Source organism: Actinomadura fibrosa (assembly GCF_900659615.1).
Lineage (GTDB): Bacteria > Actinomycetota > Actinomycetes > Streptosporangiales > Streptosporangiaceae > Spirillospora > Spirillospora fibrosa.
The window spans coordinates 1-14,744 of the sequence record NZ_CAACUY010000216.1; the positions used below are offsets into that span (position 1 = coordinate 1).

Consider the following 14,744-nt stretch of genomic DNA (forward strand, 5'->3'; position numbering starts at 1 on the left):
ACCGCCGACCACAGGGCGCGGCCGGGCGCGGCGTCCCCGGCGGCCCAGGCGCGGGCGGCCTTGACCGTGCCCGCGTCGGCCAGCAGCCCGCGCAGGGTGCCGGCGAACATCCGCTGCTCGGCGGACAGGACGAACCTCACCGCGACCCCCTCGGCAGGCCGAGCACCCGCTCGGCGATCACGTTGCGCTGGATCTCGTTGGTGCCCGCGTAGATCGGGCCTGCGAGCGCGAACACGTAGCCCTCCAGCCACTCCGACGCCAGCTCGCCGTCCGCGCCGAGCAGGTCCAGGGCCGTCTCGTGCAGCGCCACGTCCAGCTCGGACCAGAACACCTTGTTCAGGCTGGACTCGGCGCCGATGTCGTCGGTGCGGGAGATGGTCTCGAACCCCTTGAGCCGGTACGCCCGCGACCTGATCCAGGCGTCGGCGACCCGGTCGCGCAGGGCCGTGTCGGACGGGTCGGCGCGCTCGCGCCACAGCTCCACGAGCCGCCCGGCCGCGGCGGTGAACCGGCCGGGGCTGCGCAGCGTGAGCCCGCGCTCGTTGCCCGCGGTGCTCATCGCGACGCGCCAGCCGTCGCCCGGCTCGCCGATGACGTCCGCGTCGGGCACGAAGACGCGGTCGAGGAACAGCTCGGCGAACGCGGGCTTGCCGTCCAGCCGCCCGATGGGGCGGACGGTCACGCCCTCGGCGTCCAGGGGGAACATCAGGTACGTCAGGCCCCGGTGCCGCTCGGATCCGGGTTCGGAGCGGAACAGCCCGAAGCCCCGGTCGGCGAAGGCGGCGCGGGAGCTCCAGGTCTTCTGCCCGTCCAGGAGCCAGCCGCCGTCGGTGCGCGTGGCGGTCGCGCGCAGCGCGGCGAGGTCGCTGCCCGCGCCCGGTTCCGACCAGGCCTGCGCCCAGATCACCTCCCCGGCGGCCATCGGCGGCAGGATCCGCCGGAGCTGCTCGGGCGTGCCGTGTTTCAGCAGGGTCGGCGCCAGCAGGTTGACGCCGTTCTGGCTCACCCGCCCGGGCGCGCCCGCCGCGTAGTACTCCTCCTCGAAGATCAGCCAGCGCAGCAGCGAGGCGCCCCGGCCGCCGTGCTCGACGTCCCACGCGACCGCCGACAGCCGGGCCGCGCCGAGGGTCCGCTCCCACTCCCGGTGCGCGGCGAAGCCCTCCGCGGTCTCCAGCGACGGCAGCGGCTCGGCGGGGACGTGCGCGCGCAGCCACGCCCGCACCTCGGCGCGGAACTCCTCGTCCGCCGGCCCGATCTCCAGATCCATCGGCGCTCCTTTTGTTCTAACAAGTGTTTGGTAGAGTAACCGTCCCGCGCAACCCCCGGTCCGCCGGGCCTGGTTGACCGCGTGATCTGACAGGACGGTCGGGGCGCGCGCCCCAGGGGGGCGCCGGCGCGTGCCCGAGCGGGCCGGAGCGGCGTAATGGAACGCTCCAGAACTTGACCGCCCTGACTGACTTCGCGACCGGGTTGACCGACTAAGCGCACGTCAGATGGACACTTGACGGACTTCGAGCGAATTCGTCCGCACTAATGACTGAAGTCGTGCACGGGTGCTACGTTCCCCTGCGTGACATCGAGCATGAGGCGTGCGCAGATCGTGTCGTCGCTGCGCACGAAGGGGGCGGCGTCCGTCCGGGAGCTCGCCGCCACCCTCCAGGTGAGCGAGTCGACGATCCGGCGCGACCTCGACCTCCTCGACCGCAACGGCGAGCTCGTCCGCACCTACGGGGGAGCGGCGCTGTCGCCGCGGGCGGCGGCGCCGGAGATCTCGTTCGCGGCGTCGGCCGAGCACGACAGCGCCGAGAAGGAGGCGGTCGCCGAGCGCGCCGCCGCGCTCGTCGAGGACGACATGGTCGTCGTGCTCGACATCGGCACCAGCACCCGGCTCATCGCGCGGCGGCTGCGGGGCCGTCCCGTCACCGTCATCACCGCCAACCTGGCCGTGCTCGACGAGCTGCGCGACGACGAGGCCGTCCGGCTGTGCCTGCTCGGCGGCGTGGTGCGGCGCAACTACCTCTCGCTCGTCGGGTCGCTGACCGAGACGGCGCTCCGCCAGGTGAGCGCCGACCTGCTGTTCCTCAGCTGCACCGGCGTCCGGCCGAACGGCCATGTCGTGGACGACATGGAGGTCGAGACGCCGATCAAGCAGGCGATGCTGGAGTCCGCCGACACGGTGGCGCTCGTCGCGTCCGAGGCCAAGTTCCCCGGCACCGGGTCGCTGCGCGTGTGCTCGCTCGCGCAGATCGACACGCTGGTCACCACGGCCGGTGCCGATCCCCAGACTCTCGAGCTCTGCCGGCGGGCGGGCGGGAAGGTGCTCATCGCATGAAGCTGGCCATCCTCGGCGGCGGCGGTTTCCGGGTGCCGTACGTGTACCAGGCGCTGCTGCGCGACCGCGGCTCCCGGCGGATCGAGCAGGTGTGGCTCCACGACTCCGACGAGGGCCGCCTGGACGCCATGGCCGCCGTGCTCGCGACCCTCGCGGACGGCGTCCCGGACGCCCCGAAGGTCTCGACCACCGTCGACCCGGACCGGGCGCTGGAGGGCGCCGACTTCGTGTTCGCCGCCGTCCGCGTCGGCGGGCTCGCGGGACGGGTGTGCGACGAGCGGGTCGCCCTCGACCTGGACGTCCTCGGCCAGGAGACGACCGGCCCCGGCGGGTTGGCGTACGGGCTGCGCACCATCCCCGTGATGCTCGACATCGCGCACCGCGTCAAGGCCCTCGCCCCGGACGCCTACGTCATCAACTTCACCAACCCGGCCGGGATGATCACCGAGGCGATGCAGGGCGTGCTCGGCGACCGGGTGCTCGGCATCTGCGACACCCCGTCCGGGCTCGGCACGCGGGTCGCCGCGGCGCTCGGCCTCGACCCGGCCCGCGTCCGCCTCGACTACGTCGGGCTCAACCACCTCGGCTGGATGCGCCGCATCCTGCACGACGGCGTGGACGTCCTGCCCGCCCTGCTCGCCGACGACGACCTGCTCGGCTCGCTGGAGGAGGGCGTCGTCTTCGGCCGCGAGTGGCTGCGCGACCTCGGCGTGATCCCCAACGAGTACCTGTACTACTACTACTTCAACCGGGAGGCGGTCCGCGCCACCCTGGACGCGCCGCAGACCCGCGGGGAGTTCCTCCTCAAGCAGCAGAGCGCGTTCTACGAGCGGATCGCCCAGGCGTCCGGTGGCGCGGCGCTTGAGCTGTGGCGGGAGACGGTCCGGTCCCGCAGCGCCAGCTACATGGCGGAGATGAAGGGCGCCGAGACCGGCCAGGCCCTGGACGAGCACACCGCGATCGACCCCGTGGACGAGGGGTACGCCGGGGTCGCGCTGAGCGTGATGGGCGCGATCAGCCGCAACGAGCGCGCCACCATGATCCTGAACGTGCGGAACGGCTCGACCGTCGCGGCGCTGCCGCCGGACGCGGTCGTGGAGGTGCCCGTCACCGTCGACGCCAACGGCGTCCACCCCCTCGTGCTCGACCAGCCCGACCTGCACCAGACCGGGCTGATGCAGCAGGTCAAGGCGGTCGAGCGGCTGACGATCTCCGCGGCCCTCACCGGGTCGCGGACCGACGCCGCCAAGGCGTTCGGGCTGCACCCCCTCGTCGACTCCGCCGCCGTCGGCCGGCGCCTGCTCGACGGCTACATCGACCGCATCCCCGAGGTGGCGGCCGTCTTCGCGAACGGCGGCCGGTCATGACCCCCCGACAGGAGCGCACGACATGACCCGAAGGCTGCGCGGGACCCGCGTCCTCGGCCGCTCGCTCGCCGCCGGCCTGGCGCTGGCGCTGCTGCTCGGCGCGCCGCCCGCCCGGGCCGCAGGCCCTTCCGGCCCGTCCGGCGCGGCCGGCTCGTCTGGCTCGTCCGCGATCGGCGGGACGGCGGCGGCGCGCGCCAGGGCTACGGCCGCCGTGGACGCGATGATGCGCCTCTACGACCCCGAGTCGGGGCGCTGGCAGCCCGAGTCCCCCTGGTGGCAGTCGGGGAACGCGCTGCAAGCCCTGCTCGACTACATGGCGAAGACCCGCTCGGCCCGGTACATGGGCGCGGTGCGGAACACGATCGAGAAGCAGCGGCAGCCGCTGCCGTGGTGGCCGGAGGGCGGCGGCGAGTTCCGCGCCGACTCGACCGACGACACCGGCTGGTGGGCGCTCGCCATGGTCCGCATGTACGACGTCACGCGCGACCGCCGGTACCTCGACATCGCCAAGACCGACGAGGCGTACATCCGCGAGTACTGGGACGGGACGTGCGGCGGGGGAGTCTGGTGGGACATCCCCGGCAAGACGTACAAGAACGCCATCAGCGTGGAGCTGTACTTCTCGCTGCTGGCGTCGCTGCACAACCGCGTCCCCGGCGACCGCGTCTACCTCGCCCGCGCCAAGCAGGCGTGGCGGTGGTTCGCGGGCAGCGGCATGGTCAACGGGCAGAACCTGGTCAACGACGGCCTGACCACGCAGAGCGGCGGCTGCGCCAACAACGGCGGGACGACCTGGACCTACAACCAGGGCGTCGTCCTCGGCGGCCTGGCCGAGCTGTACCGGGCGACCGGCGACCGGACCCTCCTCGCCGCCGGCCGCCGCATCGCCGACGCCGTGACCACGAGCCCGGTGCTGTCGCCGGGCGGCATCCTGACCGAACCGTGCGAGCCGGCCGGCACCTGCAACGCCGACCAGGCCGCGTTCAAGGGCATCTTCGCCCGCAACCTGGCCGCGTTCGACCGGGTGCTGCCCGGCCGTCCGTACCGGGGCTACCTACGGGCGCAGGCCGCGTCCCTCTACACCCGGGCACGCGACGGCCACGACCAGTACGGGCTGAGCTGGGCCGGGCCGTTCGACCGGGCGGACATCGCCCGCCAGGAGTCGGCCGTGTCCCTGCTCACCGCCGTCCTCTAGCCCCCGAGACCCAGACCCAGAACGACCAGAGCCCGACATCCCAGTGCCACATCCGACCGGCCGCCGATCCTTGCAGAATTTGTCCTGACATCCAGTCAAAGTATCGTTCACGTCATTCGTGACGGCCCTCGACGAGGAGGCGCCATGACAGCAGAAACTCTGGAGGCCGAAGCCGCCGAGAGCGCGGAGGCGCGGGCCGCCGCCCCCGGGCGGCCGCCCGAGCCGTCGCTGGCCGACCCCTGCGCCGAGCGCGGGCTGGTCGGCGAACGGCTCCGGCGCGAGCACGAGGCGGGCGGCGCCGGGGCGGCGCCCGAGCTGGACGTCTTCCTCAGCGGCCAGGTCTTCATGGACATGATCTTCACCGGCCTGCCTGGCCTGCCGCCGCCCGGCACGGAGCTGTTCACCGACGGGCTCGGCTCGGCGCCCGGCGGCATCGCGAACATCGCGGTGGCGATGAGCCGCCTCGGCCTGCGGGTCGGCCTCGCCGCCCCGTTCGGCGACGACCTCTTCGGCTCCTACCTGTGGCGGACGCTCTCCGAGCAGGAGGGCGTCGACCTCGCCCGGTCCCGGCGGGTGCCGTCCTGGCCGACGCCCGTCACGGTGTCGCTGGCCTACGACTCCGACCGGAGCATGGTCACCTACACCAAGCCCCTCCCGGACCTCGGCGCGGGAGGCGCGGACGGCGCGGACGGCGACGCGACCACCGAGGACGTGCTCGGCTCGCGGCCGCCGTCCGCGCGGGCCTGCTTCATCGACATCGAGCGCCCCGTGCCCGTCTGGGCGCGGGAGATGCGGAGCGCCGGGACGCTGGTGTTCGCCGACCTCGGCTGGGACCCCACCGAGACGTGGTCGAGCGAGGTCCTCGACCGGCTGGAGCACGTGGACGTGTTCCTGCCCAACGCCGTGGAGGCCATGGCCTACACGCGGACGGGCTCGCCGGAGGACGCGGCGCGCGCGCTGTCCGAGCGGGTCCCGGTCGTGGTGGTCAAGCGCGGCGGCGCGGGCGCCGTCGCCATCGACTCCCGCACCGGCGAGGTCGCCGAGACCGACGCCCTGCCGGTCGAGGCGCTCGACGCCACCGGCGCCGGCGACGTGTTCGGCGCGGGCTTCCTGTTCGGCACGCTCGCCGGGCTCCCGCTCGCCGAGCGGCTGAAGTTCGCCAACCTGTGCGCGGGCCTGTCCGTCCGGCACCGGAGCGGCTCGCTCGGCGCGCCCTGCTGGGGCGAGATCGCCGCGTTCGGCGAGTCCGGCGAGGTGCCCGAGCCGGTGCTGGAGCAGTACGCGTTCGTCGTCGACTACATCCCCGACTCGGCGGACGACACCGTCGTCCGCGCCGAGCCCACGCTGCGGGACGATCTCCAGCACTCGACCTAGACCCGGACCGTCTACGATCCCCGCACGCAACACTCCCCCCACGCAGTACCCACCCCACGCAGTACCTCCCCGCACGCAGAAAGGAGCCGCAGATGCCGACACTCAGGAGTCGAGGTGCGGTCGCGGCGGCCGCGGCCCTCGTGACCGCGCTCGCCGCCGCCTGCGCCCCCGGCTCGTCGGACGACAAGCCGGAGAGCAAGGCGCCCGCGGCCGTCAGCACCGACGTCGCCAAGGCCGGGAACGTGACGCTCACCGTCTGGGACCAGGAGGTCCAGGGCGGGCTGAAGGAGCAGATCGAGAAGCTGAACGCCCAGTTCCAGGCGAAGTACCCCAACGTCAAGATCAACCGGGTGTCGCGGTCGTTCACCGACCTCCAGAAGACGCTGCGGCTCGCGCTGTCGGGCGGCAACCCGCCGGACGTGGTCGAGGCCAACCAGGGCTACGCGTCCATGGCGCAGTACGTCAAGGCGGGCATGCTGCTGCCACTGGACTCCTACGACCAGGTGTACGGGTGGAAGAAGCGCTTCCCCAAGGGGCTGACGGACCTCAACAGCGTCACCGACGACGGGAAGCTGATCGGCTCCGGCAAGCTGTACGGCGTCTCGCTGAACGGTGAGATCGTCGGCCTGTACTACAACAAGGAGAAGCTGGCGAAGCTCGGCATCCAGCCGCCGAAGACCTGGGCGGAGTTCGACCAGGCGCTCGCGACCGCCAAGGGCAAGGGCGAGGTGCCGATCGCGTTCGGCAACGTCGAGAAGCTGCCCGCGATGCAGCTCTACGGCGTCCTCCAGGACGGGCAGACCGGCAAGGAGGCCGTCCGCAAGCTGGTGTTCGGCAGCGGCGGGTCCTGGACGGACGCGCCGAACGTCCAGGCGGCGCAGAAGCTCGCCGACTGGGCGAAGGCGGGCTACTTCACCAAGGACGCCAACTCGATCAAGTGGGACGACACCCCCGCCAACTTCGCGAAGGGCCAGGGCGTGTTCATGTTCGGCGGCACCTGGTGGGCGCCCGACCTGAACGACCGCATGAAGGACAAGGTCGGCTTCATGCTGCCGCCGCCCGCGCAGGCCGGGGCGCCGACGGCGACCATGGGCGGGGAGAGCCTGCCGTGGTCGATCACGTCCAAGTCCAAGCACGCCGACGTCGCGGCGGCCTACATCAACTTCATCACCTCGCCCCAGGCGATGGACGTCGCGGTCGAGGCCGGGAGCCTGCCGGTGCTGCCCGCGTCCAAGCAGCCGGACGCGCCGCTGCTGAAGGAGGTGGCGTCGGCCTGGACGGAGCTGTCCAAGAACGACGGCACCACGCCGTACCTGGACTACGCCACGCCGACCTTCACCGACGCGTTCGGCGGGCCGCTCCAGGAGCTCGTCGCGGGGAAGACGACGCCGCAGCAGGCGATGAAGAAGGCCCAGGACGACTACTCCGCCTTCCAGAAGAAGAAGTGAGCCGGACGACGTGAGCGGGAGCAAGACGCCGGCCCTGGAGGGGGGCCGGCCGCCCGGGGAGCCGCGCCGGATCGGCTGGCTGTACGTCCTGCCCGCCCTGCTGGTGTACGGCGCGTTCCTGCTGTGGCCGCTGGTGCGCGGCGCGCAGTTCTCCCTGTACCACTGGGACGGCCTCGGCACGGCGACGTGGGCGGGCCTCTCCAACTACACGGCCACGTGGTCGGACCCGGTGCTGCGCGGCGCGTTCGGCCACCTGCTGGTGCTCGTCGCGTTCTACGCGGTGCTGCCGTGCTGCATCGCGTTCGTGCTGGTCGGCGCGATCTCCCGGACGCGGATCCGCGGCCTGACGTTCTTCCGCACCGTGCTGTTCCTGCCGCAGGTCGTCGCGATGGTCGCGGTGGCCGTGGCGTGGCAGTGGGTGTACTCGGCGGACGGCCCGGTCAACACCGTCCTCGGCTGGCTGCACGCGCTCGGCCTGCCCGACTGGCGGCGCGGCTGGCTCGGCGACTTCACGTTCGCGCTGCCCGCCGTCGGCCTCGTCGGGACGTGGGTCGGGATCGGGCTCGCGCTCGTGCTGTTCCTCGCCGGGGCGCAGAAGATCCCGCGGGAGCTGTACGAGGCGGCGCGGATCGACGGCGCCGGGCCCGTCCGGGAGTTTCTGGCGGTGACGCTGCCGGGGCTGCGCCGCGAGCTGGCGGTCGCGCTGACGCTCACCACGATCATGGCGATCCGCAACTTCGACCTCATCTACATGGCGACCGGCGGCGGTCCCGGCGACGCGACGAAGGCCCCGGCGTACGAGGTCTACAACCGCACGTTCAACACCGGCGAGGTCGGCCTCGGCTGCGCCATCGGCGTGACGCTGGCCGTGCTGGCGTTCGCCGCCACGGCGGGCATCGGGCGGCTCGTGGAAGGGCGGGACGCGTGAGCGCGCGGAGCGAGCGGGTCCTCAACCACGCGATCCTCGGGGTCTTCGCGGTGATCGCGGTGTTCCCGATGATCGGCGTGGTGGCGCAGGCGCTGAAGCTGCCCGGCCAGGTCGACTTCTCCACGTTCGGGACGGCCTGGCGCGAGGGGCACTTCGGGACGTACCTGCGCAACAGCGTCATCGTCACCGGGGTGACCGTCGTGCTCGCCACCGTCCTGTCGATCATGGCGGGCTACGCGCTCGGCACGATGCGGTTCCGCGGCGCGCAGGCGCTGTTCCTGCTGTTCCTCGCCGGGCTCACGATCCCGACCGAGACCGTCGTCGTGCCGCTCTACTTCGACCTGCGGTCGGTGGGGCTCGACAACACCTACGCCGGCCTGATCATGCCGCAGGTCGCGATGTCGGTGGCGTTCGGGACGTTCTGGATGCGCGCCTACTTCCGCAGCGTCCCGCCGTCGCTGCTGGAGGCGGCGCGGATCGACGGCGCGTCGAGCTGGACGACGCTGTGGCGCGTCCTCGTGCCGGTCGGCCGCCCGGCGATCCTCACCATGATCGTGCTGACCACCATGTGGACCTGGAACGAGTTCCTGCTCCCGCTGGTGATCATCAGCTCGGACGAGGGGCTGCGCACCGCGCCGCTCGGCCTGTCGTTCTTCCAGGGCGCGCACAAGACCGACTACTCGCTGCTCATGGCGGGCGCGCTGATCATCGCCGCGCCCATCGTGATCGTCTATGTCTTCCTGCAACGCCAGTTCATCGCAGGGATGCTCTCGGGGGCCATCAAGGAGTAGGGAGCCCGGGGGCCGGCTCCGCCGCGCCCCCGGGCGGCAGGGACAACCGAACAGGAGAGTTCATGCGAAGACTCGCCCTACCCGCCGTCCTGTCGGCCGCGCTCGCGGCCTCGTCCATCGCGCTGACCGCGCCGCCCGCGCAGGCGGCACCACCCGGCCCCGGCGCGTCCGGCGGCACGTCCGGCGGCTCCGCCGGCGGTTCCGCCGGGAAGGGGGGCCTGGACGTGCTGTTCGTCGGGGCGCACCCCGACGACGAGGCCGGCACGCTGTCCACGCTCGGCCAGTGGAACGAGTTCGACAAGGCGCGGACCGGCGTCCTCACGGTCACGCGCGGCGAGGGCGGCGGGAACGCCGCCGGGACCGAGGAGGGGCCGCCCCTCGGCCTGCTCCGCGAGAACGAGGAGCGGCGCGCCGTCGGCAAGGCGGGCGTCACCGACATCCACTATCTCGACAAGGTCGACTTCTTCTACACGGTAAGCGCACCGCTGACCGACGCGACCTGGGGCCACGACGCCACCCTGGAGAAGGTCGTCCGGCTCGTCCGCGAGACGCGGCCCAAGGTGATCGTCACCATGGAGCCCGCGCCGCTGCCCGGCCAGCACGGCAACCACCAGCAGGCGGCGCGGCTCGCGACCGAGGCGTACTACGCCGCCGCCGACCCGTCGGCCTTCCCGGAGCAGCTCACCAAGGAGAAGCTGAGCACCTGGGCGCCGGGACGGCTGTTCGACACCGGCGGCGGGTCCGGGCCGACCGGGGCCGCGTGCGCGGCGAACGTCACGACGACCAGTCCGGCGACCCTCACGTACGGCGTGTGGGGCGGCCGGGCGTCCGCCCGCAACGGCGGCAAGACGTGGGCGCAGGTCGAGCGGGAGGCGCAGCGCGTCTACGTCAGCCAGGGCTGGGGCGGCTTCCCCGACGTGCCGGCCGACCCGTCCAAGATCGGCTGCGACTACTTCACGCAGGTGGACAGCCGGGTCCCGTTCACGCTCGGCAACACCGACGCGTCCGCGATGCTGGAGGGCGCGTTCACGCCCCCGAAGGGAGGGCTGCCGCTCGGCAGCCGGTTCTTCCTGACGAGCGACGCGTTCGGCGTGACCCCGGGACGGTCCTTCACGGTCACCGCCCACGCGAGCTCACCGAAGACGCTCCAGCAGGCGAGGGCGGCGCTGAAGGTGCCGGCCGGTTGGACCGTGACAGGCTCCGGTGACCTCGGCAGGCTCGGGACGAAGGAGCGGACCGCGACGTTCAAGGTCCAGCCCCCGGCGGGCGCGTCGCCCGGCCGGGTCCAGCTCTCGGCCACCCTCACCGCGGGCAAGGCGTCCGGCCAGACGGTCTCGACCGTGGAGGTGCAGCCCCCGGTCACCGGCGTGCAGGAGCCGCTGCCGCGCGTCGCCGACTTCGACGCCTGGGCCGCGAAGGTGGGCGTCCCCGCGCTCACCGGCCGGATGAAGCGCGTCCTCACCCTCGGCTCCGGCCAGTCGCGCAAGGTGCGGGTGGACCTCGCCAACACGACGGCGTCCGCGCAGTCCGGGACGGTGAAGCTGGACCTGCCGAAGGGGTTCGCGGCGGACGCGGCGTCCAAGCCGTACACGCTCGCGGCCGGGGCGAAGGGCTCGGCGACGTTCACCGTCACCAACACCGACGCCTCGCTCCCGACGTCCAACCAGGGCGGGACGGGCGGCGACTACGACATGACCGTCACCACCACCTCCGCGGGCGGCACCGACGTCGAGAAGGGCGGCCTTGAGCTCGTGCCGGTCGCCCAGCTGCCCAAGGCGTCCGCGGCCCCGGCCGTGGACGGCAAGGAGTCATCCGGCGAGTACACCGGGCCCGAGCTCGACCTCTCCCGCCTCTGGGAGGGGACGGCCTGCGACGGCGCCGCCGACTGCTCGGCCACCGGCAAGGTGACCTGGACCGACGACGCGCTCTACGTGCTGGTCAAGGTCCGCGACGACGCCCAGGGCACGATCCTCGGCGCCGACGACTGCAAGCGGCACTGGCGCACCGACTCCGTCGAGATCGCCATCGACCCGCGCGGCGACTCCGAGAACACGTCCACCACGTTCAAGACCGGCATCTTCCCGCGGATGTCGGACGGGAAGCCGTGCTTCGAGCGGGACGCGGACGCCCACCAGGGCGGGCCCGAGACGGCGCCCGGCATGGAGGTCGCCGCCACCGTCGCCCAGCCCTACACCGGGTACACCGTCGAGACGAAGATCCCGTTCAAGGACCTGCCGACCGCCGTGGACCCGGCGCGGATGGGCCTGAACATCTTCGTCTACGACTCCGACACCCAGGACAAGACCGGTCAGACCCGCATCGGCTGGTCGACCTGGGGCGGCGTGCAGGGCGACCCGTACCGCTGGGGCCTGCTCTCCCTGCCCGGCCACACCCCGCCGTCCGGGATACCGACCACGCCTCCGGCGCCGGTCATGCCGACCGACGCGGCGGCCTCGGTGAACTCGCCGGAGTCGATCCTCCAGGCGGTGCGCACCGGCGTCCCGCTGGCCGCGGGCGCCGCCGCGCCGCTCTCCGACACGGCGCGCATCGTCGGCAGGCCGAAGACCGCGGGCGGTTCGACGACCGTCAAGCTGCTGGCGACGGGGCCCGGCACCGCGCACGTCCACGTGTGGGACGGCAAGGTGCTCGGCACCGTGAAGGTCGACATCGGGCGCGCGGGCGTGCGGACCGTCACCGTGCCGGGCGCGAGCGGCTACCTCGCCGTCGCGTTCGAGGCGAAGAAGGGGGGCACGGCGAGCAGCGCCGTCCGGCTGACCGGATGACGCGCGGGCGGGCCGCCGCCCCCATGCATGGCGGCGGCCCGCCCGCTGCCCGCCTGCCCGCTTGGGAGCACGCGCGGGGACGCGTAGCCGCTCCCGGCCCGCCGGGCGGGGAGAAGAGCGTGGCGGCCCGGCCAGGTCCTTAACCCCTAATGTCAGGACAAGCCGTTGACAGGTTGTGGAGCGTTCCATAAGACTCGGCCGCAAGGACGGCGGCCCCACCGGGAGGAACCATGAGGGTCGGGCTGGCGGGAGTGGGCCGGATCGGGGCCGGGCACGCGGCGACGCTGCGCGGCCTGCCGGAGGTCGCGGAGGTCGTCCTCGCCGACGCCGATCCCGCCCGCGCGCGGGAGGTGGCCCGCGCGCTCGGCGTGCGCGCGGCCGGGAGCGTCGACGCCCTGTTCGCGGCGGACCTGGACGCGCTGGTGATCGCCACGCCGACCGCCGCCCACGCCGCCCTCGTCGTCCGGGCGGTGGAGGCCGGGCTCCCGGTGTTCGTGGAGAAGCCCCTCGCGTCCGACCTTGATGGAACGATCCAAACGGTCGCCGCGGTCGCCCGCTCCGGCGTCCCCGTCCAGGTGGGCTTCCAGCGGCGCTTCGACCCCGGCCACCTCGCCGCGCGGGACGCCGTGCGCTCCGGGCGGCTCGGCTGGGTGCACACCGTCCGGTCGTGCACGCTCGACCCCGTCCCGCCGCCGGACGAGTACATCCCCACCTCCGGCGGCCTGTTCCGCGACTGCTCCGTCCACGACTTCGACGGGATCCGGTTCGTCACCGGGCGGGAGGTCGTCGAGGTGACCGCGACCGGGGCGAACCGGGGCGCGGCCGTCTTCGCCGAGTCCGGCGACATCGACACCGGCTCGGCGGTGCTCACCCTCGACGACGGCACGCTCGCCGTCGTGTCCAACGCCCGCTACAACGCGGCCGGCTACGACGTCCGGCTGGAGGTCCTCGGCTCCCGGGACGGCGTCGTCGCCGGGCTGGACGACCGCACCCCGCTCCACCCGGCGGACGGCGCGCTCCACCCGCCCGGTGGAGCGTTCCGCCCCGCCGGGCCGCCGCACACCGGCTTCCTCGAACGGTTCGCCGACGCCTACGCCGCCGAGCTGCGCGCCTTCGTCGAGGTGGCCGCGGGCCGCGCGCCCAGCCCGTGCCCGCCCGAGGAGAGCCTGGAGGCGTTCTACGTCGCCGAGGCGTGCGAGGTCTCCCGCCGCGAGCGGCGCGCCGTCGCGATCGAGGAGGTCCGCCGATGAGCGCCGGGACCGTCCGCGCCGGGGACGAGGCGGGTTACGGTGGCTGGTACGACACCGTCCCGACCGCGGAACCCGGCCCGGGCGCCGGGCCCCGCGGCGGCAGGGGAGCCGCATGAGCCACGACCTGATCACCATGGGGCGGGTGAGCGTGGACGTCTACCCGCTCCAGGCGGGCGTGCCGCTGGAGGACGTCGAGTCGTTCGGCAAGTACCTCGGCGGCAGCCCCACCAACGTCGCGGTCGCGGCCGCCCGCCACGGGCACCGCACGGCCGTGATCACCCGGACGGGCGCCGACCCGTTCGGCCGGTTCGTCCGGCGCGCGATCGCCGGGTACGGGGTGGACGCCCGGTTCGTCACCGAGGTCCCCGGGCTGCCGACGCCGCTGGCGTTCTGCGAGATCTTCCCGCCCGACGACTTCCCGCTCTACTTCTACCGCTACCCGAAGGCCCCCGACCTGGAGATCCACGAGCACGAGCTCGACCTGGACGCGATCCGGTCCGCCCGGATCTTCTGGGCCACGGTCACCGGCCTGTCGCAGGAGCCGAGCCTCGGCTCGACCCTCGCCGCGCTCGCCGCCCATCCGGGCACGACCGTCCTCGACCTGGACTGGCGGCCCATGTTCTGGCAGTCGCCGGACGAGGCCAGGCCCCGGATCCGCCGCGCCCTCGGCCACGCGACCGTCGCGATCGGCAACCTGGAGGAGTGCGGGGTCGCCGTCGGCGAGCGGGAGCCGCGCGCGGCGGCCCGCGCCCTGCTCGACCTGGGCGTGTCCGTCGCCATCGTCAAGCAGGGGCCGCGCGGGACGCTCGCCGCGTCCGCCGACGGGATCGTCGAGGTCCCGCCCACGCCCGTCCGGGTCGTCAACGGGCTCGGCGCCGGGGACGCGTTCGGCGGCGCCGTCTGCCACGGGCTGCTGAGCGGCTGGGACCTGGAGCGGACCGTCCGCTTCGCGGGCGCCGCCGGGGCGATCGTCGCGTCCCGGCTCGCCTGCGCGGACGCGATGCCGGACGCCGCCGAGGTCGAGCGCCTCCTCGCGGCGGACGGCCCAGGCAGCCCCACCACGGGCAGCGCCACCACGGACCAGACCGGCACGGACCAGACCGGCACGGACCAGACCAGAACGGACCAGACCAGCACCGACCGCACCGGCACGGAGGAAGGGGCCACCGCGTGACCACGGGCACGTTCGCGGCGCGCTACGCCGAGCTGATCGAGACCAGGGCGGCCCGGCCCGCCGCCGTCGCGGAGGCCGCCGCCCGGCGCGTCCGCCGGGACG

General features: G+C 73.5%; 11 protein-coding genes. 10 read left to right on the forward strand and 1 reads right to left on the reverse strand.

Features of this window, described 5'->3' with window-relative positions:
- Window positions 1-136 precede the first annotated feature (136 nt).
- Window positions 137-1,267: an acyl-CoA dehydrogenase family protein gene (locus tag E1300_RS39120; protein WP_131762178.1), complete on the reverse strand. Its 1,131-nt coding sequence runs from the start codon at window positions 1,265-1,267 to the stop codon at window positions 137-139.
- Window positions 1,268-1,570: 303 nt separating this feature from the next.
- Between E1300_RS39120 and E1300_RS39125 the strand changes: the two genes are divergently transcribed.
- From E1300_RS39125 to iolC, 10 genes are all read left to right on the forward strand, one after another.
- Window positions 1,571-2,332, forward strand: a complete 762-nt coding sequence (locus E1300_RS39125; protein WP_207400208.1) for a DeoR/GlpR family DNA-binding transcription regulator — start codon at window positions 1,571-1,573, stop codon at window positions 2,330-2,332.
- Window positions 2,329-3,699, forward strand: coding sequence for a 6-phospho-beta-glucosidase (locus E1300_RS39130; RefSeq protein WP_131762179.1), 1,371 nt, complete (start codon window positions 2,329-2,331; stop codon window positions 3,697-3,699). The genes E1300_RS39125 and E1300_RS39130 overlap by 4 nt, the downstream gene beginning before the upstream one ends.
- 22 nt (window positions 3,700-3,721) lie before the next feature.
- Window positions 3,722-4,894, forward strand: a complete 1,173-nt coding sequence (locus E1300_RS39135; protein WP_131762180.1) for a glycoside hydrolase family 76 protein — start codon at window positions 3,722-3,724, stop codon at window positions 4,892-4,894.
- A gap of 144 nt (window positions 4,895-5,038) precedes the next feature.
- On the forward strand, window positions 5,039-6,268 hold the full coding sequence (locus E1300_RS39140; RefSeq protein WP_131762181.1) for a carbohydrate kinase family protein: 1,230 nt from the start codon (window positions 5,039-5,041) through the stop codon (window positions 6,266-6,268).
- Between the two features lie 92 nt (window positions 6,269-6,360).
- Window positions 6,361-7,716, forward strand: a complete 1,356-nt coding sequence (locus tag E1300_RS39145) for an extracellular solute-binding protein (RefSeq protein WP_131762182.1) — start codon at window positions 6,361-6,363, stop codon at window positions 7,714-7,716.
- A gap of 10 nt (window positions 7,717-7,726) precedes the next feature.
- Window positions 7,727-8,644, forward strand: coding sequence for a carbohydrate ABC transporter permease (locus tag E1300_RS39150; RefSeq protein ID WP_242619675.1), 918 nt, complete (start codon window positions 7,727-7,729; stop codon window positions 8,642-8,644).
- Window positions 8,641-9,435, forward strand: coding sequence for a carbohydrate ABC transporter permease (locus E1300_RS39155; RefSeq protein WP_131762183.1), 795 nt, complete (start codon window positions 8,641-8,643; stop codon window positions 9,433-9,435). The genes E1300_RS39150 and E1300_RS39155 overlap by 4 nt, the downstream gene beginning before the upstream one ends.
- 62 nt (window positions 9,436-9,497) lie before the next feature.
- Window positions 9,498-12,218, forward strand: a complete 2,721-nt coding sequence (locus E1300_RS39160; RefSeq protein WP_131762184.1) for a sugar-binding protein — start codon at window positions 9,498-9,500, stop codon at window positions 12,216-12,218.
- 230 nt (window positions 12,219-12,448) lie between these two features.
- The gene (locus E1300_RS39165) at window positions 12,449-13,468 is read left to right on the forward strand and encodes a Gfo/Idh/MocA family protein (RefSeq protein ID WP_131762185.1); all 1,020 of its coding nucleotides are present in this window, start codon (window positions 12,449-12,451) and stop codon (window positions 13,466-13,468) included.
- Window positions 13,469-13,580: 112 nt separating this feature from the next.
- Window positions 13,581-14,642 (forward strand): 5-dehydro-2-deoxygluconokinase, encoded by a 1,062-nt coding sequence (gene iolC, locus E1300_RS39170; protein ID WP_131762186.1) that lies wholly within the window; start codon window positions 13,581-13,583, stop codon window positions 14,640-14,642.
- Window positions 14,643-14,744 lie beyond the last annotated feature (102 nt).

Coding starts and splice junctions, on each gene's coding strand:
- E1300_RS39120 (WP_131762178.1), bottom strand. CDS start 1,267: ATGGATCTGGAGATCGGGCCGGCGGACGAGGAGTTCCGCGCCGAGGTG.
- E1300_RS39130 (WP_131762179.1), top strand. CDS start 2,329: ATGAAGCTGGCCATCCTCGGCGGCGGCGGTTTCCGGGTGCCGTACGTG.
- E1300_RS39135 (WP_131762180.1), top strand. CDS start 3,722: ATGACCCGAAGGCTGCGCGGGACCCGCGTCCTCGGCCGCTCGCTCGCC.
- E1300_RS39140 (WP_131762181.1), top strand. CDS start 5,039: ATGACAGCAGAAACTCTGGAGGCCGAAGCCGCCGAGAGCGCGGAGGCG.
- E1300_RS39145 (WP_131762182.1), top strand. CDS start 6,361: ATGCCGACACTCAGGAGTCGAGGTGCGGTCGCGGCGGCCGCGGCCCTC.
- E1300_RS39160 (WP_131762184.1), top strand. CDS start 9,498: ATGCGAAGACTCGCCCTACCCGCCGTCCTGTCGGCCGCGCTCGCGGCC.
- E1300_RS39165 (WP_131762185.1), top strand. CDS start 12,449: ATGAGGGTCGGGCTGGCGGGAGTGGGCCGGATCGGGGCCGGGCACGCG.
- iolC (WP_131762186.1), top strand. CDS start 13,581: ATGAGCCACGACCTGATCACCATGGGGCGGGTGAGCGTGGACGTCTAC.